Genomic DNA, 22,818 nt, shown 5'->3' with positions numbered 1-22,818 from the left:
CGGTCCGGGCCCCCATGTCAGAGGTCGCCGCGCTGGCGGGCCATTTCGGCGCGGATGTCGTCGTGCGTGGCGCCGAGGTCCAGCGCGCGGCCCATGGCCTCTGTGGCGATGTGCGGGTCGGTGAGCGCGTCGGGCCCTCCGTGACCGATCACTTCGCGGGCGGCGGTCTCGATGGCGGTCTGCTTGTCCATGGCGGTCCTCTCGTCAGTGCTGTCGGGGGGTCTTGGTCGTCTTGGCTCGGGTGGCCCGGCCATCCGCTCGTACGAGACGAGCAATGCAGGCAGCCGTCGAGCTGGGAGACCGGAGGTGGCGGACGCGGTGAGCGGCAGGGTTGTCGGGGTCGTCGATCACCTCGAAGGGGTACGGCGTGGAGGCGTTGCCCATGTTGTTGTTGTTGCTCTGACCTGCGACAACATCACCAACAACGGGGGCGTCAGGGCCGGGTGAGGGGAGGGGCGGGAAGTCGTCCCGGTGCACGCCCTCACGACCGCCTACCGGGGGCACCCGTACGCCGGGCCGTACGCGCACCTCGTGCCGGGCCAGGAGCGCGCGCACATCCCGGGTGGCCCAGGGGGCCGCGGGGTGGCCCATGAACGGGGCCCCGGTGAGGTGCTTGGCGAGGGCGGCGAGGTGCACTCCGGAGCCCTCGGTGTAGACGGTGTCGAGCAGCAGGGCGACGTCGTCGCGGGTGAGAGTCTCGGAGGGGTGCGGCTGGTCGGCAGCCGCGGCGCCCTCTTCTTCGGCAGGTTCGGCCTCGGCGGGGGCCTTGGCGTAGAGCGAGGCGAGGACCCAGACCCCGGAGGCCGGGGCCAGCACCCACGGGGCCGCGTCGACGCCCCGCCAGGCTCCGTAGGCAGCTGCGAGAAGGACGGATCCTCTGAGCCATACCCCGTACTCTGCGGCCATCCCCTCCAGGTCGTCGCGGTGGCCGGCCCTGCACCAGGCTGCTGCTCCCGTGCCGCAGCGCTGGCAGAGCCAGACGCTCCCCTGGCCGAGTCGGGCGCCCAATTCCCGCAGCGCCTCTCCCAGGTCCCGGAGCGCTTCCCGTAGTTCCGTTTCCTCGGCAGGCTCCTGCTGCTCCCCTGCCTCCTGGTCCTGGTCCTGCTCTGGTGCGGGTGGCGGGGCCTCGTTGGTGGTTGTGTTGCGCTTTTTGAACAGGTTGATGGTCACAGGGAACCGCCCAGCGCGTTCTGGCCTGACAAGCCGATGGAGTTGGCCAGGTCGGGCAGCCCTTGGAGCGCTCCGGCGACCCCGGCGGTGGCGCACAGGATGAATCCGGCGATCAGAGCGCCGGTCATGCGCGCTTTGTCTTCCTTGCTCGCGGCCTTGTACGCGAGGACCAGGGCGCAGAAGAGGATGAATACGACGACGGCGCCCTCTTCTGTGAGGCTGCCCATCGCCCCTGCGGGGATCTCTCCCCCGGGTGTCGTTCCGGTCGTGGCTGAGATTGCTTTGGCAGTGCCTGCGTTGGCGCCTTGCCGGGTGCATCCGGCCAGCCATCCGGCGAGGCCGCCGCCGCATACGGTTCCGAAGGCCCCGGTGATGAAGCCCTGGATGGTCGGGATCAGGTCTTTCAGCGCCCGGCCGCCGGTCCACCATTTCCGCAGGTTGGCGAAGAGGATCAGGAAAGCGAGGGTGCATCCGGCGAGGCTTACGCCGGTCTGGGCGGTGCTCATGAGGGGTGGACTCCGGTGATCCAGGTGACGGGGTCGTAGAGGTGGATGGCGCCGCCGACGAATCCGACGACGGATACGGCGAGGACGGTGAGGCGCCGGATGGTGCCGCCGCAGTAGTAGAGGCGGAGGAACGCCCAGGCGAGCGGGGTGAGAGCGAGGGCGTATCCGGCGTCCTGCCCCCATTCATCACGGGCCTCGGATACGGCGGAGGCCCACATCGTGGCGACGCTGTACCCGAGGCCGGGGATCGGGTACAGGGCGAGGACGAGCGCACCGGTCGCCTGCCACGGCTTCCCGAATCTGCGGGCCCACGCGGCGACTCGCTCCCACCAGGTCGGATCGGGCTCCGCCGGCTGGAGAGTGACGTGGACCTCGATCGGGCCCGGGGGCACGATGATCTGCTGCACGGGCGGTGGTGGCGGTGGTGGCGGTGCTGCCGGAGGCGCGGCGGGCGGTGGAACCGGCGGCGGGGCCGGTGCGGCACGCCACGGCGGCACCTCACCGGGCTCCGGGGCCCGCGGCGGGAGCGGTGTGCCGGCCGGGATGATGCGGCTCGGGGTGACGAGGCGCCGCTCCTCGGCGGGACCCTTCTCGGCATTCATATGGCCCCTCCCCCGATCGCGTCGAGCATCCGGGCGCGGGTCTCACGCTCGTCGCGGCCGAGGACGGTCGGGTCGCCGCCGCGGATGAGGGCGAGGGTGGGGCGGCTCGCCCAGGAGTAGCCGGCGGGGAGGCTGGCCCCGAGGATCTTCCGAACGTCGCCGTCGCCCGCCTGGCGGCTGGCGGGGCGGGGCGTGCGCGGGTCGATCGGCCGGGGCCGGGGCGCGTAGTAGGTAACCGTCATGGACGTACTCCGACTGTCGATGGTTTGAGGGCGTCGCGGATGCTCTGGGCACGTGCCTGGCCGATGCCGTATGCGGCTTTCAGTACGCGTACTCCGGGTACCTGGGTGCCGTACTCGGTACGGGCCCGCTCGATCAGGGGGTCGGGGTCGGGTACGTCCTGGTCAGCCTCGGGCACCTCCTCGTCGGATACCTCGGCATGCACAACGCCCGGGGTGCGGAGGCCCGCGGCGGCGGGTACGGGCGTCGGCCGACGGATGCTGCGGCGGCAGATGACCGGGAGCAGCCGGGTCCCGGGAGGTACGGCGGAGGGCGGCGCGGGTACGGGGGACGGCGCCGGGTTCCCCGCGCGGGTAGCTACCCGTACCTGCATCTCGGAGACGGGTACCCCGTACTCGGTGCACAGGGCAGCGACCTCGGCCGGTGTCGCATCAGGGCGCGCGGCCTTGACCTGGTGCACGGCAGCAAGCGGGTCCATGCGGCGCAGATGCACTCCGGTCACACCCAGGTGGGTACTCGGGTACGGGGCATCGGGTACAGGGGTACTCGTCCATGGTGATGCGACGGGTACGGTCGCGAGCTGTCCGGAGGTACGGCGCGCGGCGAGCTGCTGCAGCAGCCGGTGGCGCTGCTCACCGTCGGCTCCGGCCCCGGAGCGGGCGACGGCCGCTGCGAGGCGGCGACGGCGATACGGCCCGAGCGGTCCGCCGGGGCGGAGTTCGAGAAGTGCGGCCAGGCGCACGGCGCGGGCGGTGGCCCGGTCACGGGTGATCTGCTCCGCGGTACGGTCCCGGGTCGCGAGCCCGAGCCGGGACAGCAGCCGCTCGCGCAGCTCGCGGCCGATGACCGCGGGCAGTCCGGTGGACAGGGCACCGGGGCGCACCACGCGGATCTCCAGGCCCATGGCGAGATGCCAGAGCAGACCAGCTGCCACGGGCCCGAAGCACGCGCGGACGGTTCCGCCGACGATGCCCGACTCGGTGTAGGCCGGGACGATCTGCACGCCGGTGATGCACCAGACGAGGACGCCGGGGACGCCGGTGGTCCCGGCGGCGCCGTCGGTGGCGGTCGCGGCCTTGGTGGCGCGGGCCATGACGGCGCAGGCGAGGAGTGCGAGCTCCCCGGCGGCGAACATGACTGCGCGCTCGCGCAGATCGGTCATGCCGAGGCGGTGCTCGGCGAACCTCCAGCTCGTGTCCGCGCTGTACGCGGTGCAGACGGCGGCTCCGAGCCCGGCGACGACGACAGATCCGGGCGGGAGGTTGAGGTTCCGGACGGTGCGGGCGAGCTGCCGCACGGAACGGACGGTGAGCCATACGGCCGTGATGGCGAGGGCGATGGCGGCCGCGGTGATGCCTGCGGTTGGCCATGGGTGGGTGACCGCCCAGGTGGTGAGCTGGTCTCGGGACACAGTTCTTCTCCGGTAGCGGGGAGGGGCGGCCGGGCCTGCGGCGGCCGGGCCGCGGCAGGGGTGCGGCCCGGCCGGACTGGGGAATCAGCCGAAGAAGCGGCGACACGGGCGACTGGACTGGTTCCCGTCGCGGGCCACGCGCGCGCGGCGCTTCTCCCGGCGCAGACGTTCGGCTCGGCCGGTTGCCGACTCACGGCCTGCGTACTTCGTGGCCGCGAGCTCCTGGTCGCGGGCCACGAGCCGGTTGAGGAAACCCATCAGCGGCACCCCCCGGCAGACTCCGCGCTCTCCTTGGCGTGGAACTGCGCCGACTCCAGCTGCCCGACAGCCTCCTCGGCCCGGCCGGCACGCTCCTGCGGGGCACCCCGGTCCTGCTGGCATGCCTCCACCGTCGCGGGCTGCGCCACGACCTGGTTCGGCGTCGTCGCGCTGATCTTCCTGCTCACCGGCGACCCCCTTCCGCCAGCCGGGCCCCGTAGGAACCGCGGGTCTCCCCCGGCTGCGCCTTCGGCATGGCGCCCAGTGCCCTTGCGGCCACATACCGGCCCACATCGGGTGCGGCAGCCGCAATCCGCGCCAGCTCCTCATCCGAGACCTGGGCGCCGATCACCTCCAGGTCCTCCACGGACACCAGGTCGGCGATCGCCGCCAGGCCCTCGACGGACACCTGCTCCGCAACTGCCGCAAGGTCCTCCGCGGACACCTGCACGGCAATCGCCGCCAGGTCCCCGTCAGTGATCCCTCGCTCCGGGGCGGTCGAGCGCAGCTCCTCGGCAAGGCGAAGAACCGTCGCGCTCGGTGGCTCATTCACGGTGTCCGAGGGATTACCCGAGCGCGCGTTAGTACGCTGTGACATGCGTCAGCTCCATCTGACGTGGCCCCCGGTCGGCGTTTCTCAGGCCCCGACCAGGGGCGTTTGGTGTTTTACGGGCAGGGCGTCATGCACTACCCGGCGTAACCGTAGACTAGTCTACAGCGGCCGGGCAGTGCCGCGCGCCCGGAAAGGTGAGCGCGTGTCAATTGAGTCGGATCGGGAGGTACAGCTGGCCGTGGAACAGATCAAAGCCCTGTTCGCCCAAACCGAGGATCCGGTCGAGCGCTTCAAGCGCCTGTCGGCGCTGCTCGACGGATGGCCGGACCTCCACAAGACCGTGCGCATCATGCGGCAGGACGTCGGCGGTGAGCTCTACGCCGGGGGCGAAGGCATGAACTACAAGGCGATCGGCGAACTCATCGGCGTCACGGAGAGCCGTGCCCGGCACATCGTCCGCGGGATCACGAACCCGTCCCGGCAGAAACGGCAGGAGGAGCAGCGCGCCAAGGGCGAGCGTGAAGGAAGCGGCACCGGCGGAGGAGGCACCTAGACCTGCTGCGGCCTACCGTTGCGGGACCTCAGCGGATGAGCCAGTTGATGACCGCCACGATCAGGATGCCGGTGACGAGGAGCATCCCGGCCTGCCTGACCGGTTCGGACTCCATCGCTTCGCGGAAGCCCCTGGAGCGGAGGCCGCGGGCGACGCCCCGGCCGATCAGCCGGGCCCCGGCTGCGGCTCCGGCCCACACGGCGCTGCCCAGCTGGTCGACGATGCCGGGGGTTTCGATGATCTGGCCGTCCGGCTGGACGCCGGCGTGGACCAGGTACTTGTGGGCTTTCTGGTCGGCCTTGGCCGTACGGAGGTCGTCTCGGGGGTCCCAGGTGAGGCGGCAGTTGTGGCATCGGTAGGCGTATTGCACAGCCGGGAAGAGTATCGGCGCCCGCGCGCGCGTGGGAGCCGTTTGCGGGGGATGCGCGGAAGTTGTCCGGGAAGCGACCATGACGCGGAGTCATATCGAGAGTTCTGGCCTGCCCGTTCACGGTCGTTGCTACCGTGCGGAATTCACCAGTTCACACCATTCGAGGATCACCATGAAGTGTGCCCAGCTCCGTCACGTCTTGGTCGCGGTTGCCGTCGGCGCGGTCGTGCTGACCGGCTGCTCCGGCGGCGAGGAGGCCGCGGCCGAGAAGGGGTCAGCGTCGCAGGCCGCCGACAAGCCGAAGGCGCAGGAGCAGCCGACGAAGGCGGAGGAGTCGGCTTCGCAGGATGTCCGGCTCGTGAAGACCGGGGTGGAGGACCACCAGACGTGGGGGCCCAAGGCGTACGTCGTCCACTACAAGGTGACGAACAGCGGTCCCGCTGCGGCAAATTACTTCGCGGAGATCGAGTTCCTGGACAAGGACGGTGACCACCTGGGGCAGACGGGCATCACCGTGGACAAGCTCGGGCCGGGCAAGGTCTCCGAGGGGGACACGGCGCCGCTCGAAGCGGAGATCCGCAACGGCAAGCTGACCGATATCCGGTCTGCCCGGGTGACCAAGGTGGACCGCACCGACCCGCAGTGAGGCGGCCGGTGCCGGCCTGCAGGTCGCGTGGCGACTCGTGGTGATCAGCGCGTAAGCTCATGGAGCGCATCCAGAAACGGTGAAGCCCCCAGCCCATGCTGGGGGCTTCACCGTTTCCGGGGCAGAGTGCCCTCAGCGGCGGGTTACGCGGGGCGTCGGTGGATGTGCAGCGTTTTCAGCAGATGTTCGGCCATGGCCTCCGCGCATTCCGGGGCGGGGTCGACCTCGTGTCCGGTTTTCTCCCGGGCGTCCTCCAGGGCCTGGGCGAGGTCGGCGGCCGCCAGCCCGGCCGGGCTGGGCCGGTCAGCGGCTGCGATCCGCTGGTTGAGTGCGCTGATCCACTGGGTGATCGTCCCGACGACCGGGGCCAGGGCGGCGCGCAGCTGTACCGGGTCCGTCTCGGTGATCGCGGTCGCGAGCTGGGCCCAGACGATGTCGCGCCACGCGAGCTCGCCTTGGTCGATCATCATCTGGAGTGCGGTCCGGGCGCACTGGGCGCGGGCGTCATCTCCGGAGCTTCCGGTTCCATCGGCCAGGGTGGCAGCGAGCGCGTCATCGACCAGTCCGGCGAGCAACTGCTCGACAACAGGGGTTCGGGGGGGTGCGTCGGCGGCCTCCAGGGCGCGGTTCACCCCGTCCCAGATCAGGGCGTTGCGGCCGATTTTGCCCGTCGGGACATACGTCCCGAGGCCCCTGATGTACGTGTACACGGCGTCGTAGGCCGCTTGGCGGGTCACGTTCGTTTCCGGTTCTTCCGGGGCCATCAGGTCCCTCCGTTCGTTTCGGGGCTGCGTGTCTGTCGGGCCTTCCACGCCTGGTAGTTGGTCCAGGTCCGGCGGGGGCGGGTGAGCCAGAGGAGGGCGGCCGCGGTGAGGACGATGGGGAGGGCCACCCAGAACCGGGGTGAGCGGCGTGTGGCGTAGGCGAGTTGCCAGTCGGCCCAGGTGGTGAGGGCCTTCATGAGGCGGCCCCGGCCGGTGGCGTAGCCGGCGATCCACATGCAGGCGAGGGCGCAGTAGACCAGCAGCCGGTCCTGTTCGGTCACGTCCGCTCCATGGCGCTGTGGGTGCAGCAGGGCGCGGGGGGCTGCGGTGTCTCGCCGGCGTCGGGGCGGGTGGTCTCTTCGGCGGTGCGGTGGCCGAGGGTGCGTTCGCGGTCCGACGTCCAGGTGAGGACCACGGCGCCGAACAGGAAGAAGATCACAGGCAGCATGTAGCCGCCGTTCTCGAGGCCGAAGGTCAGCGTCGACCAGGTGGCGATGCCGATGCTGGCGAGGGCGAAGCACACGGCGCCCGCAGTGAGGGTGCGGGCGTAGCGGCGGTGGGGGTTCACAGGTGGATCTCTATCTCGTGCAGGGGGACGTTTTCGGCGAGCTGCCGACGGAGGAGCTGGACGCGGGCCACCGCGAGGTGGTCGCGGACGGCCAGCTTGTTCCGGACCTTGTTGGGGAGGGTGTCCCAGCAGTCCCAGCACAGGTGTTGGCCGAGCTTGCGGGGGCTGCCGCAGCCGGGGCAGGTGAGTGCGGTCATGGGTGGTTCGTACCGGAGGGGTGCGGAGCTGGGCTGGAGCGGGCCCCCGGCTATCGGGGGCCCACGGTAGGTGCGGTCACTGCCTCGGTTCGGCGAGCGCTTCCCAGACGACGACCCGTGTGTCCGGTGCTTCCCCCTGGGGGCACGGGACCATGACGTGCCGGGGTGATCCGGTGGCGTCCCACGCCAGCACCCATTTCATGAGCTGGTCGTGGATGCGTTCCGGGGCGGTGACGAGGCGGCTTCCTCCGGCGTCGGCCTGGCGGGCCAGGTGCTCGCCCGCCGCGCCCTCGTAGAACGCCTCTACTTCGGGCGGGAGTTGCGGTTGCACCATCATCGTGACGCCGACCACTGCTCTCCTGCCGCTGGTCGCGGGCTCGTCCGCGCGGGCCGTTCCCAGCGGGGCCGCGGCATCGGTGTTCTTCTTCATGAGGTCGGGTGGCAGGTCGAAGGCTTCGGCGATCTCGGCGCGGCGCTTCGGGGACGCCTGCGGTGCCGGGGCGGGCTGGCTCGGTTCGAGGTCGTCCGCTTCTTCGCTCCACGTGCCGAAGGGGCCGGAGAGCCCGGGGCAGGCCCCGAGCTGGGCGGCGCCGCCCTTCATGCGGTGCGGGTCGGGGATCACTGGGCTTCCTTGTGGGTCGCACGGGCGCGGAGTTCTTCCAGTTCCTGGTCGCGGACGGCGAGTACGGCATCGCGGGCCGCGTACACGCCCAACGCACCGCCGCAGTCGGCATTGAGCCCGATGGCGGCCTCCACCTTTTTCGCGTACAGGGCGCGGTCGTTGGTCAGCGCGTCGAGGGCGTCGAGTGTCTGGATGGTGGTGCAGGGCCAGAGAACGCCGTGGCTCTCGGTGCACTCCCCGCACAGGCTGCCGTCCTGGTGGTGCAGCTGCCGTACCTGATCGATGACGCTGAGGGCGGCATCGAGATGGGCTTGCTGCCTGTAGTGGTCGGGCGCAGAGCCCACATTGGGCCCACCGTCGAGGACGGCACGGACGGCGGCGCGGTATCGGCGGGCCTTGGCCACGGCCTCGTCGCTCCAGCCGTGCCTCTGCTGCATCTCGGTCATGGCTGCGTCGGCGTCGCACGTCTCGTCGTGTTCGTGCTGGCGGTTGCAACCCCAGCCGACCAGGACGGCCCACAGCCAGGCGTCTACGCGGTACTCGCCCCAGTCCCGGCTGCTGGTGACGAGGAGTGCGTGGAGGGCCTCAAACATCGGGGCGAGGGGCTCCACGCGTTCAAGGGCGGTCTCGGCTCGTTTGGCGCGGGTGCGGTACTGGTCGACGGTGGAGAGCATCTCGTCGACGAGGGCGCAGTCGCCTGGGTCCAGCATCCGCCGCGCCGCATCCAGTTCGGTACGCATGTGGGTGATGTCGGTCTCGGCCTGCGTCAGCTCGGCAGGGCGCGCCTCGGTCTCAGTCTTGAGTCCCTTCGGTCCCTGCACGGCGGCTGGCGTGCTGTCGGCGGCCAGACGGCGCAGCAGCTTCACGGCGTCGCCGCGGCCCGGGTCGCACTCGTAGTCCTGAGGCAGGGCCGCGATGGCGTCGGCCCCAGCGTTCAGCGCGGCAGCGTAAATAGCGGCGGCGTACGCGGTGACCTGTTCGCCGACCAGCAGTGCGGTACCGGCGTCGAACTCGGCGGCGGCCTGGGCGGTCTGCTCGGCGGTGGAGGCGCTGTCGTCCTCGGCCGTCTTGAGTCCCTTCGGTCCCCGCTCGGCGGGCTGCCGGGCGGCCGTCGGGCGGGTGTCGATGTCCGACACCCACGCGGCGCAGACGGCGGCAACGTGGACCAGCTCGGCGCGGAGCTTGGCCGGGTCGGCCTCGGCAAGGGCCTCCAAGACCTCCTCCGCGAGCACGTGGCGCCAGGTGGTCTCGCCCTTGGCGTGCGGCTGCCTGGCAGCCGAGGCGGGCGTAGTCGGCGGCCTCGTCGGCGTAGCAGAGACGGCCGACGATCGCGGGCATGCGGGGACCGGTGCCGTCGGGGTGATGCTGGTCGCCGAACTTGGCGAGCTGCGCCTGGCGCTCGCGGTCGATCTCCTCGGCGAACTGGCGCACGCCGGGGGTGGCGAACAGAGTCGGGTACATCAGAGGCTCCTGTGGTGGTGGGTACGGTGGGTGGGCGCCCGCCCGGCTATCTCCTGGGCGGGCGCTTCTGGTGTACGGCGTCGGCGGGGTGCTCGCATTGGCCGTTCTGCGCTACCTGGCCTGCGGTAGCGATGTACGCCAGGCGTCCAGGACGCGTTTCGGGATCTGACCGACGCGGGGGCAGTCGACGCCGTTCTCCGCAGCCCAGGCGCGAACCTTGCGGGTGTCGTAGTCGCGGACGTAGCTGCTGCGCTTCTTCTTCGGCCTCGTTGCGGTCAGCTCGGCTTCGCGGGCCAGGAGTTCGGCCAGGCGCTTTTCCAGTTGCTCTCGCTCGCTGGTGAGGGCGGCCAGTTCCTGGTCGGCGGCGTACCGGCGGCGGAGGCCGGTAAGGGCCATGCGGGCGCGGGCGGCCTGGTCGCGGACGTCGGGGGCGTCGTGGTCCTCGCCCCACTTCAGGAGCTGACCGACAGAGATGGCCGGTTCGGTGGCGGCGGTGTTCCTGGAGGGCGGCTCGGTGACGGGCGAGGGATGGGCCATGGGGTCAGGTCCTTTCTCGGTGTCGGGGATGGTGAGGCACCACTGGCGGGCGGCTTCGGGCCCGCCTTGGGTGTCGATCTCGTCGAGCAGGTGGTGCAGGCCGGCGATGGTCATCGGCTCGCGGGGCAGCAGCCGACGTGGACGGTGGTGCCGGTCAGGCCGTGGCCGTACTCGCCGGTGCCAGGGCAGGCGTCGTTCTGTGCCTTGTGTTCGGGGCAGTAGTCGCCGGACCGGTCGCACTGCCAGCCCAGTTCGGCGCGCACGTGGTCGCGGACGACGGCCAGGCGCTCGGCCTTGGTCATGGTGTCCGTGACGATGAAGTCGCCCTCGAAGGTCGTGACGCACGTGTCGCAGAACACGCCAAGCCTGCACGGGTACTTCTCGCCGGCCGGGTGGTCGTTTTCGTCGAGCTGGTCCAGATCGGCGCTGGTGAGATTGTCGAGCCGGAGACGGTCGCGGTCGCTCATTGCTCGCACCTTTGCGTCTGGGAGGTGATGTGCGTGGTCGTCGTCAGGGCACACCGGGAGGGCGTTTCCGCCAGCCACCACCCTGTGCCGGGCATGTCGCAGATGACGGCGGCGCGGTGCCGGTCGGTGTACACCAGCTCTGCACGCGCTTGGGCCATGTGCCTGTCGCACAGCAGGGACATCGGTGCGGGCGGGGTGGCTGTCCACAGGACGTGCCAGGTAGCGGGCTTCCCGCAGGTCTCGGCTCCGAGTGCTGGCTGGGAGCCACAGCGGGGGTCACCGACGCGTTCGGCGGGGGTCCAGTCCGGCAGGATGCGGTCGCTCATGGGGATCCTCTCGGCGTGGTGGTGGGGTGCCCGCCCCGGGTTCAGCGGGGCGGGCGGCCGTGCTGTCACCAGCAGCGGTCACAGGTGCAGTGGACGCGGAACAGTCGGCCGGTGCTCTGGCGGAAGCTGCTGCGGCATCCGGAAAGGCTGGGCCAGTGGTCGACGGGCGTGCCGTTCTGACACTGCGGGCAGTTGGCCGGGCGTGGGTCGCGGTCCCGGATGGACTGGACCTCGGCGCGGGTGAGTTCGGGGACTGCGTAGGTGTCGCTCACGGGGTTCTCCAGATCAGTTGTTCTGCTCGGCCCGCATCTGGCGCGCGGTGTCGATGCCGGACCAGTTGTCGACGCCGGCGGCTTCCATCCAGCCGAGCCAGTTACTTCGCTTCTCCAGCTCGACGCGGTCCTGGCTGGGGTCGAGTTGCCGTGACGCGGCCAGGCACGCGGCGATCACCACGGCGTCAGCGACATCGCCGGGAAAGTCGGCAACGCCTCCCCCGGGGCAGCCCAGGCCGCAGTCACCGGCGTCGTTTGTAACGGCCCAGACCGCGCCTGAGGGGTGCCGGAGCAAGCCGAGCGGGTTCCGTTCGTCTGCCGCCCATCCGGCAGACTCCAGCGCTTCGGCGACGTCGAGGCGGCTGTTCCACGTCATGAGGTGATCTCCAGTTCTGCGAGCGGCAGCTCGCGGTCGATGTGGTCATGCAGTTCACGGGGTCGGGCCGCCGCGGCGGTCAGCTCCTTCACCGGAGCTTCTTCAGGGCTGGGGCCGGGGCGGCGGGTTGCTTGGGCGTGTTCGGCTTGGCGGGCGCAGCCGGCTGCTTGGGACGTATGGGTGCGGCAGGAGCCTTGTCGCTGGTCTTCGGTGGCGTGTTGGTGTGCCTGTCCTGCCGGGTCGAGGAGCCCGGGGTGGTGAGGAGGCACGGCCGGGGACCGTGCGGTACGAGGTCGCCAGCTGCGGTCCGGGTCGCGGCCGGGCAATGGGGGACGCTCTTGGAGGAGCTGGCGGACTGGCTGGTGCAGCCGGCGAGCAACAGGGCGGTGGCGACGAGGACGGCCGCGTGTACGGGGCGCATGGGCTCTCTCATGAGTGGGAAGTCCTTCGGATCGGTGTGACGGTGGCGGGCGGCAGCGGCCGGAACATGTAGCCGTGGTGTCGGCAGTCGGGGCTGGGCCGGTGGACCCAGGGGCTTCCGTCGGGGTGCCGGACGTGTGGGCACGGGCAGTCGGCGGGGAGCTCCCGGCCGCGGCCCGGTGTCACCGGGAACCGCCGTCGTCGACGGGGAGAGCGTGCTGCTGGTGTACGTGTGACCGGGCTGGTAGAAGCCGGCGGAGGCCTCGGCCGGGGCGGGCTTCGTGTCACGTCCTGCCGAGACCGGGTGGGCGGCGTTCTTCTCGCCGGGCTCGTCGGGGAGGTTCGCGGCCACGTATTCGAGCAGTGCGTCGAGCCCGACGGGGCGCAGGTCCTCGGCGGCCTGGCGCATGGCGGCGGCGGTCGGCCACCGGTAGCCGTTGGTGTCCTCGTGGTACATGCCGTCGTGGTCCTCAGTGAGGATGCACGGCAGTACGTCCGGAACGGAGCCGCAGAGCGGTGTGTGCTGGTCGTTCACTGGGTGATCTCTCTTTCTGTCTCGGTTCGTGGTGGTCATCTCAGGGCCCCGGCCCAGCAGGCGAGTTCCTCGCCTGCTTCCGCGTTGGCGCGAACCAGGGCGTCGCGTTCGTCGAGGAGTTCGGTGAGTGCGGTCCCGCACTCGCGCAGGAGACGGTTGGTGTCCTGCGCGGTCAGGTCCGTGCGCTTGGTGGTGGTGAGCTCCGCCACCAGGCGGTGGATGTCCTCGACCCGGCTGGGGTGCAGTTCGGTCATGGCGTGGTCTTTCGTTGGGTGCTGCGCCCGGAGGCGGCTTGGGCGCGGGCGACGGCGCGCGGTCCGTGGCGGCGTACGGCTTCGGTCTCGCCGTGCTCGGCGAGGGTGCGTGCGACGTCGCCGAGTGCGGGGTCGACGGCCGCGGCCTGGAGGCGGGCTCGGTGGCGCGGGCCGCGGCACAGCAGGCACAGGCCGTCGGTCGGGTCGACCGGCCCGTTGGGGTGGTCGGCGCAGCCGCTGGTGGCTGGGCCTTTCGCGGCGGCGAGCAGGCGGCGTGCTTCCTCGACGGCCTGGTGCACGATGGCCAGTTGCTCCGGGGTGGCGGTGGCCGGTGAGAGGCGGGTGCCGTAGGTGCCGAGGGTGTTGAGCACGGTGACGAGGGCTGGCAGCGGGGTCCGGTTCATCGGCCTACCGCCTCGGCGTGCTCGGCCCACAGGCAGTCAGGGCACCGGTCGGTGGGCTTGTGGGCGTGGTGTTCTCGTCCGCACGCGCACACCCGCAACGGGGCACTCGGGTCCTGGGCGGGGATCTTGAACGGCTGCGTACCCGTGTGCGGGGCTGCGGCGTCGTCGGTGAGACCGGTGGGCATCGGCGTCAGGAAAACGCCCTGCACCGGCGCCTGGGGGGCCTGCTGGGCGCCGTCAGCCGCCTGCTGGCACCCGTGGCACAGGCCGCTGGTCGCGCGCAGCAGCCGCACTCCGCATGCCTCGTTCGCGCAGCGGCCCCACGGCTTCTCCTTCTCCGGGGAAATCTGCTCTTCGTCGCCTCGCGCGCCCGCGTCCTGTGGCTGAGGTCCGGCATCAGCTAGGTAGTGGTCGGTATCCGGGTCCCTACCGGAGGTAGGGGGGTAATGGTCCCCCCCGGCGGGAACGGGTTCCGGAACCCGTTCCGCAACGGTGTCCGTACCCGTTCCGGAACGGGTTCCGGGATTTTCGGAACCCCCGGCGGGAACGGTTTCCGGAACCCCGCCCGGGAACGGGTTCCGGAACCCGTCGCGGAACGGTTTCCGGGTATCTGCGTCTGCGGCTGCCGCCTCCAGCTCGGCCGTGACCTTGGCTATCTCCTTCTCCTTGGCGGCCTTCTTCCGCCGGGCCTGCCGAGTGTCCGTGTACAGGTGGAGGTGTTCCTCCCAGGGGACCGGCCCTCCCATCGGCAGCGTCAAGAGGTAGATCGACGACTGGTTCGGGCGCCGCTTCCGCTTGAGCAGGCCCACCGCCATCAGGACCTTCACGCACCGCGTGACCGTCTCCTCGGTGGACCCGGCGATCGCGGCGAGCGTCTTGCCTCCGGGGTAGGCGTTCGTCCCATCGGCATCCGAGTACGTGCCGATCAGGATGCCGATGTGAACGCATTTCGACACCTCGGTCCGACGCATGCGCAGCGCCTCGTCGCGGAGGCGGTTGATCCATGCGTTGCGGACTGACTGTTTGCGCTCGTGGGCGTCCACGATGCCTCTTTCAGGGGTAGTGCTGAGAGGGGACGAGGTATTACGCGGCGGCGCGCTGCTGTTGGGCGCGCTTCAGTTCGACCGTCACTACGTCGTGAAGGGCCTGGGCGGCGGTGCGGCCAACGCCGATTGCCGCACCGCCGCGGCGTACGCGCACCCGGCCGCGGCTCACAGGCCGACTGCCTTCCGGGGCCGTCCCTGCTGGTCTCGGAGTTCGCCGACGCGCCGCCGTATGAATCCGTACGTGTAGCCCGTCCGCGCCGTGATGGCCCGCAGGCTCAGGCCGCGCCGGTACAGGCCGGCCAGGTAGTCGGCGACCGGATCGCCTTCCAGGTCCAACGGGCGACCTCCGCTGGGGCGGAGCTTCACCCCGGCCTGGGGAAGCTGGCGGCGTACGCGCGAGTACGGCTGGCCAATGTGCTCGGCCACAGCACGGATGCTCTGACGCTCCTCATAGAGAGCGGCGATGTCCACGAACACGGACACGAGCGAGAACCTTTCTACAGGGGGGTTCGGGGGCTTTCAGATCCACAGGACGAGAGCGACGGACAGGCCAAGAACGGGCGCCCAGGGGCCGATGACCGGGATGAACGCGATACCGGCCCAGACGACGACGCCGCTGGACAGGCCGACCATGAACTTGCGGAACTTCACGGGACCGCCTTCAAATGCGTGGAGGGGCCGCGGGGCGGGGAGGCCGTGCGCGGCCCGGAGGTTTCTCAGGGGGCTGGTCAGTCGTCCGCGCGGTGTACGGGGAGCTGGGCCCGATCGGCGTACACCTGCACGGCGTGCGCCTGCCGTTGGGCCCGGCGCGTCTCCGCGCAGACCTTGTGGGACGGGCGGCCTTCCTCATCGCGGAGGTTCGTCGGCCCTTTGCAGTACCGGCACGGCCGCCGTCTGGGCCCCCAATGCCGTTTCGCGTCAGACCAGTCGAGGACTCCGCTCGGCGGCAGGTCAGGCAGCGCCCAGCGCCTCGACCGCCGCCTCACCGGCCGCCCGCTTCGGCTGCCGCGGGAGCATCCGCGATCTCCTTCCGAAGGCGGCCAGCGCGCTTCCGTGCGTACCGTTGCTCCCGCCGTCTGAGGGCCTGCCGCTCGTCCTTGTCCAGGCCGCCGAACACCCCGTGGCGCTCCGGCAGGGCCAGCGCCGATTCAAGGCACGGGCCGATCACCGGGCACCTCCAGCAGAACGCCTTGGCTTCCCTGGTGACGAACTGCACTTCGTCCGCGGGGTAGTCCTCGGGGAAGAAGACCGAGACGTCTTCCGCGTCGCGGCACGCGGCCTCGTCGGCCCAGTAGTCACGGCGCGGGCGGGTGTCGGGTGCGTAGCGGCTTGGACGAGGCATCAGCGGTCGGCCTCTCCGCCGTTGGACGGGATGGGTACGCCGGCGTGGATGACGTCCTGGAACACGATCGCGTCCTGGCCGATGTCCGCTACGGGCGAGGCGGCCCGGCGGGGAAACGGACGGCGCCGCTTCCCCGTCGGCCGCAGCCACAGCCACGCCCCCACGACAACGCCGAGCGCGGCAGCCGACACGAACCACCAGCCGAGCGACAACACCCACCCGACGGCCTCGGCGACCCACACCAGGACGGAGAGGAACGTGATCACGTCTCGGCCTCCCGCCAGTTCGCGACGGTCTTCTCCGTGACGCCGAGGATCCTCGCGACACTGCGCGCCGACCCCTTCGCGTGCCTCGCAGCGAACCGCAGCTCTTCCGGCCGCAGGTCCGAGTGCGGTAGCGACCCGTCCAGGACTCGCTGGACGGCGACCATGTCGACGCCGCTCTGCCACGTGGCGAATTCGCTCAGCACGGTGGCTTACCGGCCTTCCGCGCTTCACGCATCAGCCGGTCCTCCTGGTGCAGGCCCGCGACGCAGCCGGGAATCCCGCATGATCGGAACACCTTGCCGACCGGCTCACGCCCGTACTGGAGACGGAACGCGACGCGGTACGCGGTCTGCAGCAGGGTCCGCCACCGCAGAACGGGCGTGCCGCACTTCTCCCTCGGACCCGTCCACCGCACGTGACCGCCCTCAACAGGTTCGGTCTGCGCGCCGAATGCCTCCTCCAGCGATCCGTAGGCAGGGCGTCGGCCACGGATGTACGCGGGCAGCCCGACCCGCTTACGGATCCCAGCGACGCGCTGGTACCCGCAGCCCAACTGCCTTGCGACCGCCAGGTCCGAGACGTCGTCCTCGGCGAGGAGCGCGCTCAGTATCTCCTCGTCGCTGACACTGGTGCTGGTCATCGCGCCACCCCCGGCCACACTGCCTTCTTCAAGGCATCCCGCTGAGCGGCGGGCATGGAGAACTCGGGGTTGCCGAGCCATTCGAGCCCGGCCCAGCGCAGCCACGCGGCGTCGCACTGGTTGTCGTCCTCGAACTCCAGGCCCGCCCGCTTGTACGCGGCCAGGGCCATCGGCACCTTGTCCCCGGAGCCTTTGCCGGTTGCGTAGGACTTGAGCGTGGCCGGGGTGACGAGCGCGTACGGGATGCCCGTCTTCACCAGCAGGTTTCGGACGACGCCGTGCACCATGGCGATGGGCTTCGCCGCGTGGCTGTTCTGCGGGATGTCCTCCATCACCACCAGGTCGACGGCCGGGCCGAGCCCCTCGCTGCCGCCGACGGCGATCTGCACGGCCTGTTCGATCTGGGCCAGGCGCCCGTCGCCGTCCTTCTGCTTGGTCTTCACCGTGGCCGTGGACCCGTCGCGGTAGGCGATACCCGACCCCGTCAGGGACAGATCGAGGCCGACCACGGTGAACTTCCGCTGCTCGTCGGTCATCGGGCGACCCCGATCGGGCGCACGGACACGTAGTCCGCGGTGATCTGGGCCGGGAGCTGGATGCGGGTGAGGACCAGGTCGTCGGGGTCGGCCGCGCCGAGGTTGACCCTCGCGTCCAGGTACCGGCCGGGCAGCGAATCGAGCGGCAGCCCCACCGAGTTGCTGATGGGGTCGGCGAGCGTGGTCACGTCGATGTCCATGTGCCAGCCGATGACGACGACCGTCGCGGTCCGCGTCTCCAGGTCGACGGACTTCACGTAGACCGCGCTGGTGTAGCGGGGCTCGTCCAGTGCGGACAGGTACCGGCGGCCGAGCATGGTGATCCGCCACGACTCGCGGTCCGTGGTGGCGTACCGGCGGGCGTGCAGCCACGTCAGGTGACCGGCCGGGTCCTCAAACGCATGGCCGCCAGCGAGGACGCGGAGAATCGTCTCCGCGCCTATCGGCATCGGGCTCTCCGTGGCGTGCTTCACCGCCTGGATCTGCGCGGCCCGCCACGCGTGCGTCCCGCGGGTCGTCTCCGCCGAGCAGGGGCACCCGGCCACGTCGGCGTACACGGAGACGGCAACGTGCCCGAGGCACTGCATCACGCTGGTGCGGCCCGTCTCGCACAACCGGGCTGAGCAGCAAGGGCAGGTGGGGCAAGGAGCCTGGGTCGGGCGCACGTACTCAGCGCCGAACGGTTCGTGTGTCTCGATCATGAGTCCTGTCCTGGTGTCTCGTGCCCGCAGCAGAAGCAGCGACGGGAGCCGTCCGCAGTGCGGCGTCCGGCGGTGCTCGCGCGGGCAGTCGTCGAAGTCAGCAAGGTCGGCGCGGCCGTCCAGCCACAGAGCGGTCAGTGCCGCTTCGTTCGGGACGGGGGCCGGGGCCGGGCCCGCGAACAGTTCGCGGACCCGGCCGTACAGGGCGGCGAGCACGGAGCTCTACCGCCGCTTCCTGTCGCGGTTGCGGCGCCTCGGCTTCGCCCGGCCCCGCCCCTTCTTCACCGCGAGGCAGGGCACCGGCCGGTCCTGCGACGCCTCAGCCGCCTTCGCGGCCTGCCGTGCCTCCACTTCCAGCGCGGCCGTCTCCGGGTCGATCGCGGCGAGGATCTGCGGCTTGCCGTCCTCGGCGGCCTGCTCGACCTCGACCAGGGCCCGCAGCTCGGCCGACTTCGGCACGAGCTTCGCCATGCGGCGTACCGCCGTCTTGAGATGCATGTCGGCGAACCGCGTGTGCCAGAACGAGTTCTTCTGCCCGTTCTCCTCGGCCCGCCGGTAGGCGCTGCTGAACTCGTCGCGGATCTCCTCGGCGTCCTCCCGGGTGACGACCGCGACCGCGGAGCGGGCACCGCCGTCGAGCCACGCAAACGCGTAGGCGAACAGCGGCTCGCCGCGGTCCTTCTTCGGCGCGAGGACGTCCGGCCGGTGCGTGAAGTCCAACGGGGCGGGGGCGGTCGGCTCCCAACTCCATTCGTCACCCTCGTAGACCAGGCCGGTCACCACGCTCCGGACCAGGCCCGACCGGTACATCAGCTCCACGTAGCCGTGGTACGTCGCGACGAACGTCGCGATCCGGTCATCGGCGGCGATGACCGCCTGCTGGCCGTCCGGGATCAGCCCGAACCGCGCGCACGTGATGACGCTCTGGAGGACGCTGGCCGGGGTGCACCGGCGCAGCTTCGGCAGAACGGGCCGGAGCGCGGCGAAGAACAGGTCGACGCTGATGTGCCGCGGCAGCGCGGCAGCGACATCGGCCCGGTACCGGTCAAGCCACTGGGCGACCACCGTCGACTGGGCGTCGTGCCCGGCGGGCGTCTCCTCGACGTCCTCACCGCGGGAGTGCTCGATGCCGTCGTGCGGCACCGACAGCTGGGCCTTGGCCTGGACGCGTTCCTTGAGAGAGGTCAGGGCCATGGGTCACAGCTCCTTCTTGGGCACACGCAGGACACGGGCCCGGTACTTCTCGTAGGTCTTGGGGTGGTCGGCCTTCAGCCGCTCGACGTCGAGGGCCGGGACAGTCGTCGTGTACTCGGCGGCGAGGTCCGGGTTCTCGTCCTTGAACCGCTTCCCCGCGAAGTTGCCGTTCGCCTTCCACGACCAGGCGGTGCTCTTGCCGCACTTCGCGACCGAGGACTCCCCCGAGATCAGCCGCATCTCGTTCTCGACCAAGGTCCGCTGGTGCTCCAGCTCCTCGATCTGCTCGATCAGCGACGCGCGCCGCTCGCGCAGCTTCTGCGCCTTGGTGAGGGGCACCTCGACGATCTCGTCCGGCTTCGCCTCCCAGAGGAGGCCGAGGAGGTCCTTCGTCGCCTCCAGCCCGTCGGCGGGCGGCGGGAAGCCCTCGGCCACGTGCCGCTGGTACCAGCGCCCGCACACGTCGATCAGCGTCTTGATCAGCTCCTCGTCCCGCTCGATGCGGTGGAAGCGGAGCTTGTTCCCGCCGACGAGCGCAACGGCCCAGCCGTACGGCCAGCCGCCGACGGCCATGTTCCAGTGCACCTGGAGCGCGGGCCCGTCGGGAACACCGTCGGTCCAGTCGTCCAGCTGGTACTCGGACCGGTTCTTCAGCTCGACCGGGGCGACGACGGCGCCGGTCACCGGGTCAAGGGCGTACCGGTCGACGTTGCACCGCATCCACGGACGATCGACGTTCGCGAGCGTGCCCGGGGTCGGCACGGCTGGAATGCCGCTGCGCTTCGTGAACATGTGCGCAATGAAGTCTTCGATCTCCTGCCCGACTTCGGCGTACTCGCTGAGCGCGGCGCTGGTCGGCACATGCTGGCCGTGTTTGACCTCGAAGACGTGCCGAGGGCCGCGGTACTTGTCGAGGCCGAGGATGGCGGCGACATCGGATCCGCCGATGCCGCCGCGCCGGGTCTCGGTCCACAGCTGGTAGTACTCGGGGTCGTTGAGGTCGCCGGCGGGCAGCAGCAGGCGCGCGGCCGGTGCGCCGTAGGCGAGGTCTGCCGGGGTGGTGGGGGTCGAGGGGTGGGTAGCCTGTTCAGGCAACGTTCGTTCCTCTCCGTCTTGGATCGTTCGTTCGAGGGCCGTCGAGCTGTGCAGAGCTCGGCGGCTTCGTTGCGTCAGGGGGCGCGACGGGCGGGGTTCAGCGCGCCCGCCGCTTCCGGGCCGTGGGCGGCTTGTTGTCGAGCAGCGTCACGCCGCTTTCCGGTTGCAGATCCGCTACTGCGCACTTCAGGACCGCAGCCATCGCGCGGAGCTTTTCGGGAGTCGCATTACGGCGGCCCGCTTCGATGTCGCACATCAGCTGGATGCTGAATCCGGCCTTCTCAGCCAGGGCTTTCTGCGTCAGCCCGGCGTTCTCCCGAGCACGCGTCACCGCCTGGGGCAGGTGATGGAAAGGGGCGCCTTTGAGACGCCGCATGGAGCCGGTGTTCATGCACACAAGCTATGCGTAGTACGGCGTACTGTCCAGTTTGTGTGCGCAGTAGTGCGCCTAGCGGGTAGTTATGCGCAGTACAGACACTTAAGGGGTGTATTGCGCGGTCATATAGCGCAGTCGTGCGTAGTTGTGCGAACCTGCTACCTATGGATGCGCAGCAGAAGCCGACACCGCCACCTGAGGCGGTGCTCATCAAAGAAGCCCTGAAGAAGGCGCGAATCTCAGGACGTGAAGCAGCCAGGCGATCCGACGTCAGCAATACGCGCTGGCGGCAGATCATCAGCGGCTACCAGACCGTGAGCGGCAGCCATGTACCTGTACGCGCGCCGGCTGAGACCGTGGCCCGCATGGCGCAGGCGACCGGGGTCACCGCCGACCAGCTTCGGAGTGCGGGCCGCCCGGACGCCGCCGACGCCCTTGTCGAACTCGCCGAACTCGCCGGGACGCCGAACCCGTCAAGCCTGGGAGGCGCCGAGGGTGTGCAGGTCGAGGCGATCGCGTCGCTGCTCGCCAGCCTGTCGCCGGAGGGTCGGGAGCACGTCTTGAGGCGCTTCCAGGACGGAATGCCGGGCGCTGCCAGCCCGGCGGACACCTCGGACATTCGGCATCGAAGGGCCGGTTAACCACGGAAATTACGCTACGTAACGTAATGGTCACGACTTTTGATTGCTTGTAGCGACCGTTTCAAGACAGAACGATCATGACCCCCGAATAACAAGATCAGTTACCGAGGGGGCATATGTGGCCGATGTTCTCCTGGCCTTCGCGCTCGGCGCGGCGGTCCTGGCGATCGTCCTGCTCTACAAGAGCCAGACGAGACAAGCGGCTCGTCTGGCGCAATTAGAGTCCGAGTTCGTTGCCGAGAAGATCGCACGTCTCACACAACCAGCCACCGTGACCCCGCCGATGGCAGAGGAACCATCGGAACCGGCGCGCCGCAAACGGCACTTGGCGCTCTACATCGGCAGCGGAGCACTCGCCGCCTGCACCATCGTCCGAGACCGCCTCCGCTCCCTCTGGCAGGGCCACCGCGCGCTCACCATCACCGCTGCGGCCACCGTCGCCACCGTGAGCACCGCCGCCCTCGCCATGACCGCCTACGGCGACGGCACCACTGAGGACCGCGGCCACCACCCGGCCGCCTCCGCCCCGGACCGCGCCGAGGCCAGCGCTTCCAGCGCCCCAGATCGAAGCACCCGCGGCTCCCGGAGACACTCCAGTCGCGACACGGGAACCGGCAACGCTTCGTCCGCAGACAGCATCAATCTCATGACCGACGGTCAACAAAGGCCCCTCAGCTCCGAGGACACGCCGGTGCCGAGCGCCAGCGGCCACCCTCCTCCGAGCGAGCGAAGCAGCAGCGGGGGGAACAGCACCGAGGCGGGAACCGGCCGGCCTTCAACGCCAGCCACCGAGCAGCCGAGCAGTCCAGGCCCGGGAGAGCCTTCCACGGGGACACCGGAGGCGCCGGGCAGCCCGGAGCCCACCATCACCCCTGAGCCCATCAAGCCGGTCCGGCCCGCCGTCCTCACGGTCGGGACGCCGCAGCTCGCAGACGCGGACAAGCGCTGGTGCGAGAACGTGACCGTGGACATCCACAACACCGGCGGCACCACGGCGACGTCGGGAACGCTGCGCTTCGGCACGCACATCTTCGACCCCTTCGGCGGCGACTGGGTCACGATCACGCAGACGCGCGAGCTGCCTGCACCCGTCCCGGCCGGTGGCCACGTAGAGGGCCGCTGGACCCTCTGCGTGAACTCCTGGCGCGTGCCGAAGGGGTGGTACATCGACACCCTTGACGTCAAGATCACACAGAGCTAGTCCTCGAAACCCCCTCGTGCCGAAGGTTGCGCCGACACTTCGGCCGAGCCGGTGATCTTGAAACGCAGAAAAGACCCCCGTCCGCCGCGGGGGTCTTTGCGTTCCACCAGTAACCACCCCGCCGGGCGGCTCCCCGCCGAGCGCGCCCGCCGCGCCAAGGCCGAACGGCTGGGCCGCTGCCCTTTCCAGACAATGCTGGGCAGTATTGCGCCAACTACCGTGCATGGCACCCGAAATGCACCGCTTCCCCCCTTGACGAATTGGATGT

39 protein-coding genes are annotated in these 22,818 nt (G+C 70.4%); 4 read left to right on the top strand and 35 right to left on the bottom strand.

All coding sequences use genetic code 11. The features are described 5' to 3' along the window. Nucleotides 1-17: 17 nt before the first annotated feature. The 8 genes from ACFYY6_RS27950 to ACFYY6_RS27915 all read right to left on the bottom strand — a co-directional run bounded on the left by ACFYY6_RS27950 (nt 18) and on the right by ACFYY6_RS27915 (nt 4,785). Complete coding sequence (locus tag ACFYY6_RS27950) at nt 18-191, bottom strand: hypothetical protein (RefSeq protein ID WP_389196080.1); 174 nt, start codon at nt 189-191, stop codon at nt 18-20. Between the two features lie 13 nt (nt 192-204). Beyond that, nucleotides 205-1,170, bottom strand: coding sequence for a hypothetical protein (locus ACFYY6_RS27945; protein WP_389196077.1), 966 nt, complete (start codon nt 1,168-1,170; stop codon nt 205-207). Beyond that, nucleotides 1,167-1,676, bottom strand: coding sequence for a hypothetical protein (locus ACFYY6_RS27940; RefSeq protein WP_389196074.1), 510 nt, complete (start codon nt 1,674-1,676; stop codon nt 1,167-1,169). The genes ACFYY6_RS27945 and ACFYY6_RS27940 overlap by 4 nt, the downstream gene beginning before the upstream one ends. After that, nucleotides 1,673-2,278: a hypothetical protein gene (locus ACFYY6_RS27935; RefSeq protein WP_389196071.1), complete on the bottom strand. Its 606-nt coding sequence runs from the start codon at nt 2,276-2,278 to the stop codon at nt 1,673-1,675. Before ACFYY6_RS27935 ends, ACFYY6_RS27940 begins: the two co-directional genes overlap by 4 nt. Then, entirely contained in the window at nt 2,275-2,520 is a 246-nt protein-coding gene (locus tag ACFYY6_RS27930) for a hypothetical protein (protein WP_389196068.1), read from the bottom strand. Before ACFYY6_RS27930 ends, ACFYY6_RS27935 begins: the two co-directional genes overlap by 4 nt. Further along, the gene (locus tag ACFYY6_RS27925) at nt 2,517-3,929 is read right to left on the bottom strand and encodes a hypothetical protein (RefSeq protein ID WP_389196065.1); all 1,413 of its coding nucleotides are present in this window, start codon (nt 3,927-3,929) and stop codon (nt 2,517-2,519) included. The genes ACFYY6_RS27930 and ACFYY6_RS27925 overlap by 4 nt, the downstream gene beginning before the upstream one ends. 257 nt (nt 3,930-4,186) lie before the next feature. Beyond that, nucleotides 4,187-4,375 carry a hypothetical protein gene (locus tag ACFYY6_RS27920; RefSeq protein WP_389196062.1) on the bottom strand — a complete coding sequence of 63 codons (189 nt, stop codon included), beginning with the start codon at nt 4,373-4,375 and terminating at the stop codon, nt 4,187-4,189. Further along, entirely contained in the window at nt 4,372-4,785 is a 414-nt protein-coding gene (locus ACFYY6_RS27915) for a hypothetical protein (protein WP_389196059.1), read from the bottom strand. Before ACFYY6_RS27915 ends, ACFYY6_RS27920 begins: the two co-directional genes overlap by 4 nt. Before the next feature lie 157 nt (nt 4,786-4,942). Here ACFYY6_RS27915 and ACFYY6_RS27910 point away from each other — a divergent pair, with 157 nt between their 5' ends. Next, nucleotides 4,943-5,293: a hypothetical protein gene (locus tag ACFYY6_RS27910; RefSeq protein WP_389196057.1), complete on the top strand. Its 351-nt coding sequence runs from the start codon at nt 4,943-4,945 to the stop codon at nt 5,291-5,293. Nucleotides 5,294-5,321: 28 nt separating this feature from the next. Here ACFYY6_RS27910 and ACFYY6_RS27905 read toward each other — a convergent pair whose 3' ends face one another. Continuing rightward, nucleotides 5,322-5,663 (bottom strand): hypothetical protein, encoded by a 342-nt coding sequence (locus ACFYY6_RS27905; protein ID WP_389196055.1) that lies wholly within the window; start codon nt 5,661-5,663, stop codon nt 5,322-5,324. A gap of 172 nt (nt 5,664-5,835) precedes the next feature. Here ACFYY6_RS27905 and ACFYY6_RS27900 point away from each other — a divergent pair, with 172 nt between their 5' ends. Next, the gene (locus ACFYY6_RS27900; RefSeq protein ID WP_389196052.1) at nt 5,836-6,309 is read left to right on the top strand and encodes a hypothetical protein; all 474 of its coding nucleotides are present in this window, start codon (nt 5,836-5,838) and stop codon (nt 6,307-6,309) included. 143 nt (nt 6,310-6,452) lie between these two features. Here the strand turns inward: ACFYY6_RS27900 and ACFYY6_RS27895 are convergent, their stop codons facing one another. The 26 genes from ACFYY6_RS27895 to ACFYY6_RS27770 form a co-directional block, all read right to left on the bottom strand. Then, nucleotides 6,453-7,046, bottom strand: coding sequence for a hypothetical protein (locus ACFYY6_RS27895; protein WP_389196050.1), 594 nt, complete (start codon nt 7,044-7,046; stop codon nt 6,453-6,455). Between the two features lie 26 nt (nt 7,047-7,072). Continuing rightward, nucleotides 7,073-7,354: a hypothetical protein gene (locus tag ACFYY6_RS27890; RefSeq protein WP_389196048.1), complete on the bottom strand. Its 282-nt coding sequence runs from the start codon at nt 7,352-7,354 to the stop codon at nt 7,073-7,075. Further along, entirely contained in the window at nt 7,351-7,641 is a 291-nt protein-coding gene (locus tag ACFYY6_RS27885; protein WP_389196046.1) for a hypothetical protein, read from the bottom strand. The genes ACFYY6_RS27890 and ACFYY6_RS27885 overlap by 4 nt, the downstream gene beginning before the upstream one ends. After that, nucleotides 7,638-7,838: a hypothetical protein gene (locus ACFYY6_RS27880; RefSeq protein ID WP_389196043.1), complete on the bottom strand. Its 201-nt coding sequence runs from the start codon at nt 7,836-7,838 to the stop codon at nt 7,638-7,640. The genes ACFYY6_RS27885 and ACFYY6_RS27880 overlap by 4 nt, the downstream gene beginning before the upstream one ends. A gap of 76 nt (nt 7,839-7,914) precedes the next feature. Further along, on the bottom strand, nt 7,915-8,460 hold the full coding sequence (locus tag ACFYY6_RS27875) for a hypothetical protein (protein WP_389196040.1): 546 nt from the start codon (nt 8,458-8,460) through the stop codon (nt 7,915-7,917). Continuing rightward, nucleotides 8,457-9,674, bottom strand: a complete 1,218-nt coding sequence (locus ACFYY6_RS27870; RefSeq protein WP_389196037.1) for a hypothetical protein — start codon at nt 9,672-9,674, stop codon at nt 8,457-8,459. The genes ACFYY6_RS27875 and ACFYY6_RS27870 overlap by 4 nt, the downstream gene beginning before the upstream one ends. 358 nt (nt 9,675-10,032) lie before the next feature. Then, entirely contained in the window at nt 10,033-10,572 is a 540-nt protein-coding gene (locus tag ACFYY6_RS27865; protein ID WP_389196034.1) for a histone-like nucleoid-structuring protein Lsr2, read from the bottom strand. Then, a complete protein-coding gene (locus ACFYY6_RS27860; RefSeq protein WP_389196031.1) occupies nt 10,569-10,925 on the bottom strand; it encodes a hypothetical protein in 357 nt (118 codons plus the stop codon). Before ACFYY6_RS27860 ends, ACFYY6_RS27865 begins: the two co-directional genes overlap by 4 nt. After that, nucleotides 10,922-11,251, bottom strand: a complete 330-nt coding sequence (locus ACFYY6_RS27855; RefSeq protein WP_389196028.1) for a hypothetical protein — start codon at nt 11,249-11,251, stop codon at nt 10,922-10,924. Before ACFYY6_RS27855 ends, ACFYY6_RS27860 begins: the two co-directional genes overlap by 4 nt. Before the next feature lie 65 nt (nt 11,252-11,316). Continuing rightward, entirely contained in the window at nt 11,317-11,523 is a 207-nt protein-coding gene (locus tag ACFYY6_RS27850) for a hypothetical protein (RefSeq protein WP_389196025.1), read from the bottom strand. A 13-nt stretch (nt 11,524-11,536) separates the two neighbouring features. Beyond that, nucleotides 11,537-11,899, bottom strand: a complete 363-nt coding sequence (locus ACFYY6_RS27845; protein WP_389196022.1) for a hypothetical protein — start codon at nt 11,897-11,899, stop codon at nt 11,537-11,539. Between the two features lie 88 nt (nt 11,900-11,987). Then, a complete protein-coding gene (locus ACFYY6_RS27840; protein ID WP_389196019.1) occupies nt 11,988-12,854 on the bottom strand; it encodes a hypothetical protein in 867 nt (288 codons plus the stop codon). Nucleotides 12,855-12,889: 35 nt separating this feature from the next. After that, a complete protein-coding gene (locus tag ACFYY6_RS27835) occupies nt 12,890-13,108 on the bottom strand; it encodes a hypothetical protein (RefSeq protein ID WP_389196016.1) in 219 nt (72 codons plus the stop codon). Further along, nucleotides 13,105-13,512, bottom strand: a complete 408-nt coding sequence (locus ACFYY6_RS27830; protein WP_389196013.1) for a hypothetical protein — start codon at nt 13,510-13,512, stop codon at nt 13,105-13,107. Before ACFYY6_RS27830 ends, ACFYY6_RS27835 begins: the two co-directional genes overlap by 4 nt. Beyond that, entirely contained in the window at nt 13,509-14,555 is a 1,047-nt protein-coding gene (locus tag ACFYY6_RS27825; RefSeq protein ID WP_389196010.1) for a hypothetical protein, read from the bottom strand. Before ACFYY6_RS27825 ends, ACFYY6_RS27830 begins: the two co-directional genes overlap by 4 nt. 168 nt (nt 14,556-14,723) lie before the next feature. Beyond that, the gene (locus ACFYY6_RS27820; RefSeq protein WP_389196007.1) at nt 14,724-15,041 is read right to left on the bottom strand and encodes a helix-turn-helix domain-containing protein; all 318 of its coding nucleotides are present in this window, start codon (nt 15,039-15,041) and stop codon (nt 14,724-14,726) included. Nucleotides 15,042-15,077: 36 nt separating this feature from the next. Next, nucleotides 15,078-15,209 (bottom strand): hypothetical protein, encoded by a 132-nt coding sequence (locus tag ACFYY6_RS27815; RefSeq protein ID WP_389196003.1) that lies wholly within the window; start codon nt 15,207-15,209, stop codon nt 15,078-15,080. A 331-nt stretch (nt 15,210-15,540) separates the two neighbouring features. Then, complete coding sequence (locus tag ACFYY6_RS27810; RefSeq protein ID WP_389196000.1) at nt 15,541-15,900, bottom strand: WhiB family transcriptional regulator; 360 nt, start codon at nt 15,898-15,900, stop codon at nt 15,541-15,543. Then, nucleotides 15,900-16,166: a hypothetical protein gene (locus tag ACFYY6_RS27805; RefSeq protein WP_389195997.1), complete on the bottom strand. Its 267-nt coding sequence runs from the start codon at nt 16,164-16,166 to the stop codon at nt 15,900-15,902. The genes ACFYY6_RS27810 and ACFYY6_RS27805 overlap by 1 nt, the downstream gene beginning before the upstream one ends. Next, entirely contained in the window at nt 16,163-16,369 is a 207-nt protein-coding gene (locus tag ACFYY6_RS27800; RefSeq protein WP_389195994.1) for a hypothetical protein, read from the bottom strand. Before ACFYY6_RS27800 ends, ACFYY6_RS27805 begins: the two co-directional genes overlap by 4 nt. Continuing rightward, nucleotides 16,363-16,806 (bottom strand): hypothetical protein, encoded by a 444-nt coding sequence (locus ACFYY6_RS27795; protein ID WP_389195991.1) that lies wholly within the window; start codon nt 16,804-16,806, stop codon nt 16,363-16,365. Before ACFYY6_RS27795 ends, ACFYY6_RS27800 begins: the two co-directional genes overlap by 7 nt. Next, the gene (locus ACFYY6_RS27790) at nt 16,803-17,342 is read right to left on the bottom strand and encodes a Holliday junction endonuclease (protein ID WP_389195989.1); all 540 of its coding nucleotides are present in this window, start codon (nt 17,340-17,342) and stop codon (nt 16,803-16,805) included. Before ACFYY6_RS27790 ends, ACFYY6_RS27795 begins: the two co-directional genes overlap by 4 nt. After that, a complete protein-coding gene (locus tag ACFYY6_RS27785; protein ID WP_389195986.1) occupies nt 17,339-18,259 on the bottom strand; it encodes a hypothetical protein in 921 nt (306 codons plus the stop codon). Before ACFYY6_RS27785 ends, ACFYY6_RS27790 begins: the two co-directional genes overlap by 4 nt. Nucleotides 18,260-18,265: 6 nt before the next feature. After that, nucleotides 18,266-19,237, bottom strand: a complete 972-nt coding sequence (locus ACFYY6_RS27780; RefSeq protein ID WP_389195983.1) for a recombinase RecT — start codon at nt 19,235-19,237, stop codon at nt 18,266-18,268. A gap of 3 nt (nt 19,238-19,240) precedes the next feature. Further along, nucleotides 19,241-20,332 (bottom strand): YqaJ viral recombinase family protein, encoded by a 1,092-nt coding sequence (locus ACFYY6_RS27775; RefSeq protein WP_389195980.1) that lies wholly within the window; start codon nt 20,330-20,332, stop codon nt 19,241-19,243. A gap of 97 nt (nt 20,333-20,429) precedes the next feature. Beyond that, nucleotides 20,430-20,723 carry a helix-turn-helix transcriptional regulator gene (locus tag ACFYY6_RS27770; protein ID WP_389195977.1) on the bottom strand — a complete coding sequence of 98 codons (294 nt, stop codon included), beginning with the start codon at nt 20,721-20,723 and terminating at the stop codon, nt 20,430-20,432. 149 nt (nt 20,724-20,872) lie between these two features. On the opposite strand from ACFYY6_RS27770, the gene ACFYY6_RS27765 reads away from it, so the two are divergent. Both ACFYY6_RS27765 and ACFYY6_RS27760 read left to right on the top strand, forming a co-directional pair. Then, entirely contained in the window at nt 20,873-21,349 is a 477-nt protein-coding gene (locus tag ACFYY6_RS27765; protein ID WP_389195974.1) for a helix-turn-helix domain-containing protein, read from the top strand. 118 nt (nt 21,350-21,467) lie between these two features. Next, nucleotides 21,468-22,550, top strand: a complete 1,083-nt coding sequence (locus ACFYY6_RS27760) for a hypothetical protein (RefSeq protein ID WP_389195971.1) — start codon at nt 21,468-21,470, stop codon at nt 22,548-22,550. The last annotated feature ends 268 nt before the right edge of the window (nt 22,551-22,818 follow it).

Source organism: Streptomyces sp. NPDC001750 (assembly GCF_042892615.1).
Taxonomy (GTDB): domain Bacteria; phylum Actinomycetota; class Actinomycetes; order Streptomycetales; family Streptomycetaceae; genus Streptomyces.
The sequence above is the reverse complement of the archived record's forward strand: the minus strand, read 5'-3'. Positions and strand labels throughout refer to the sequence as shown.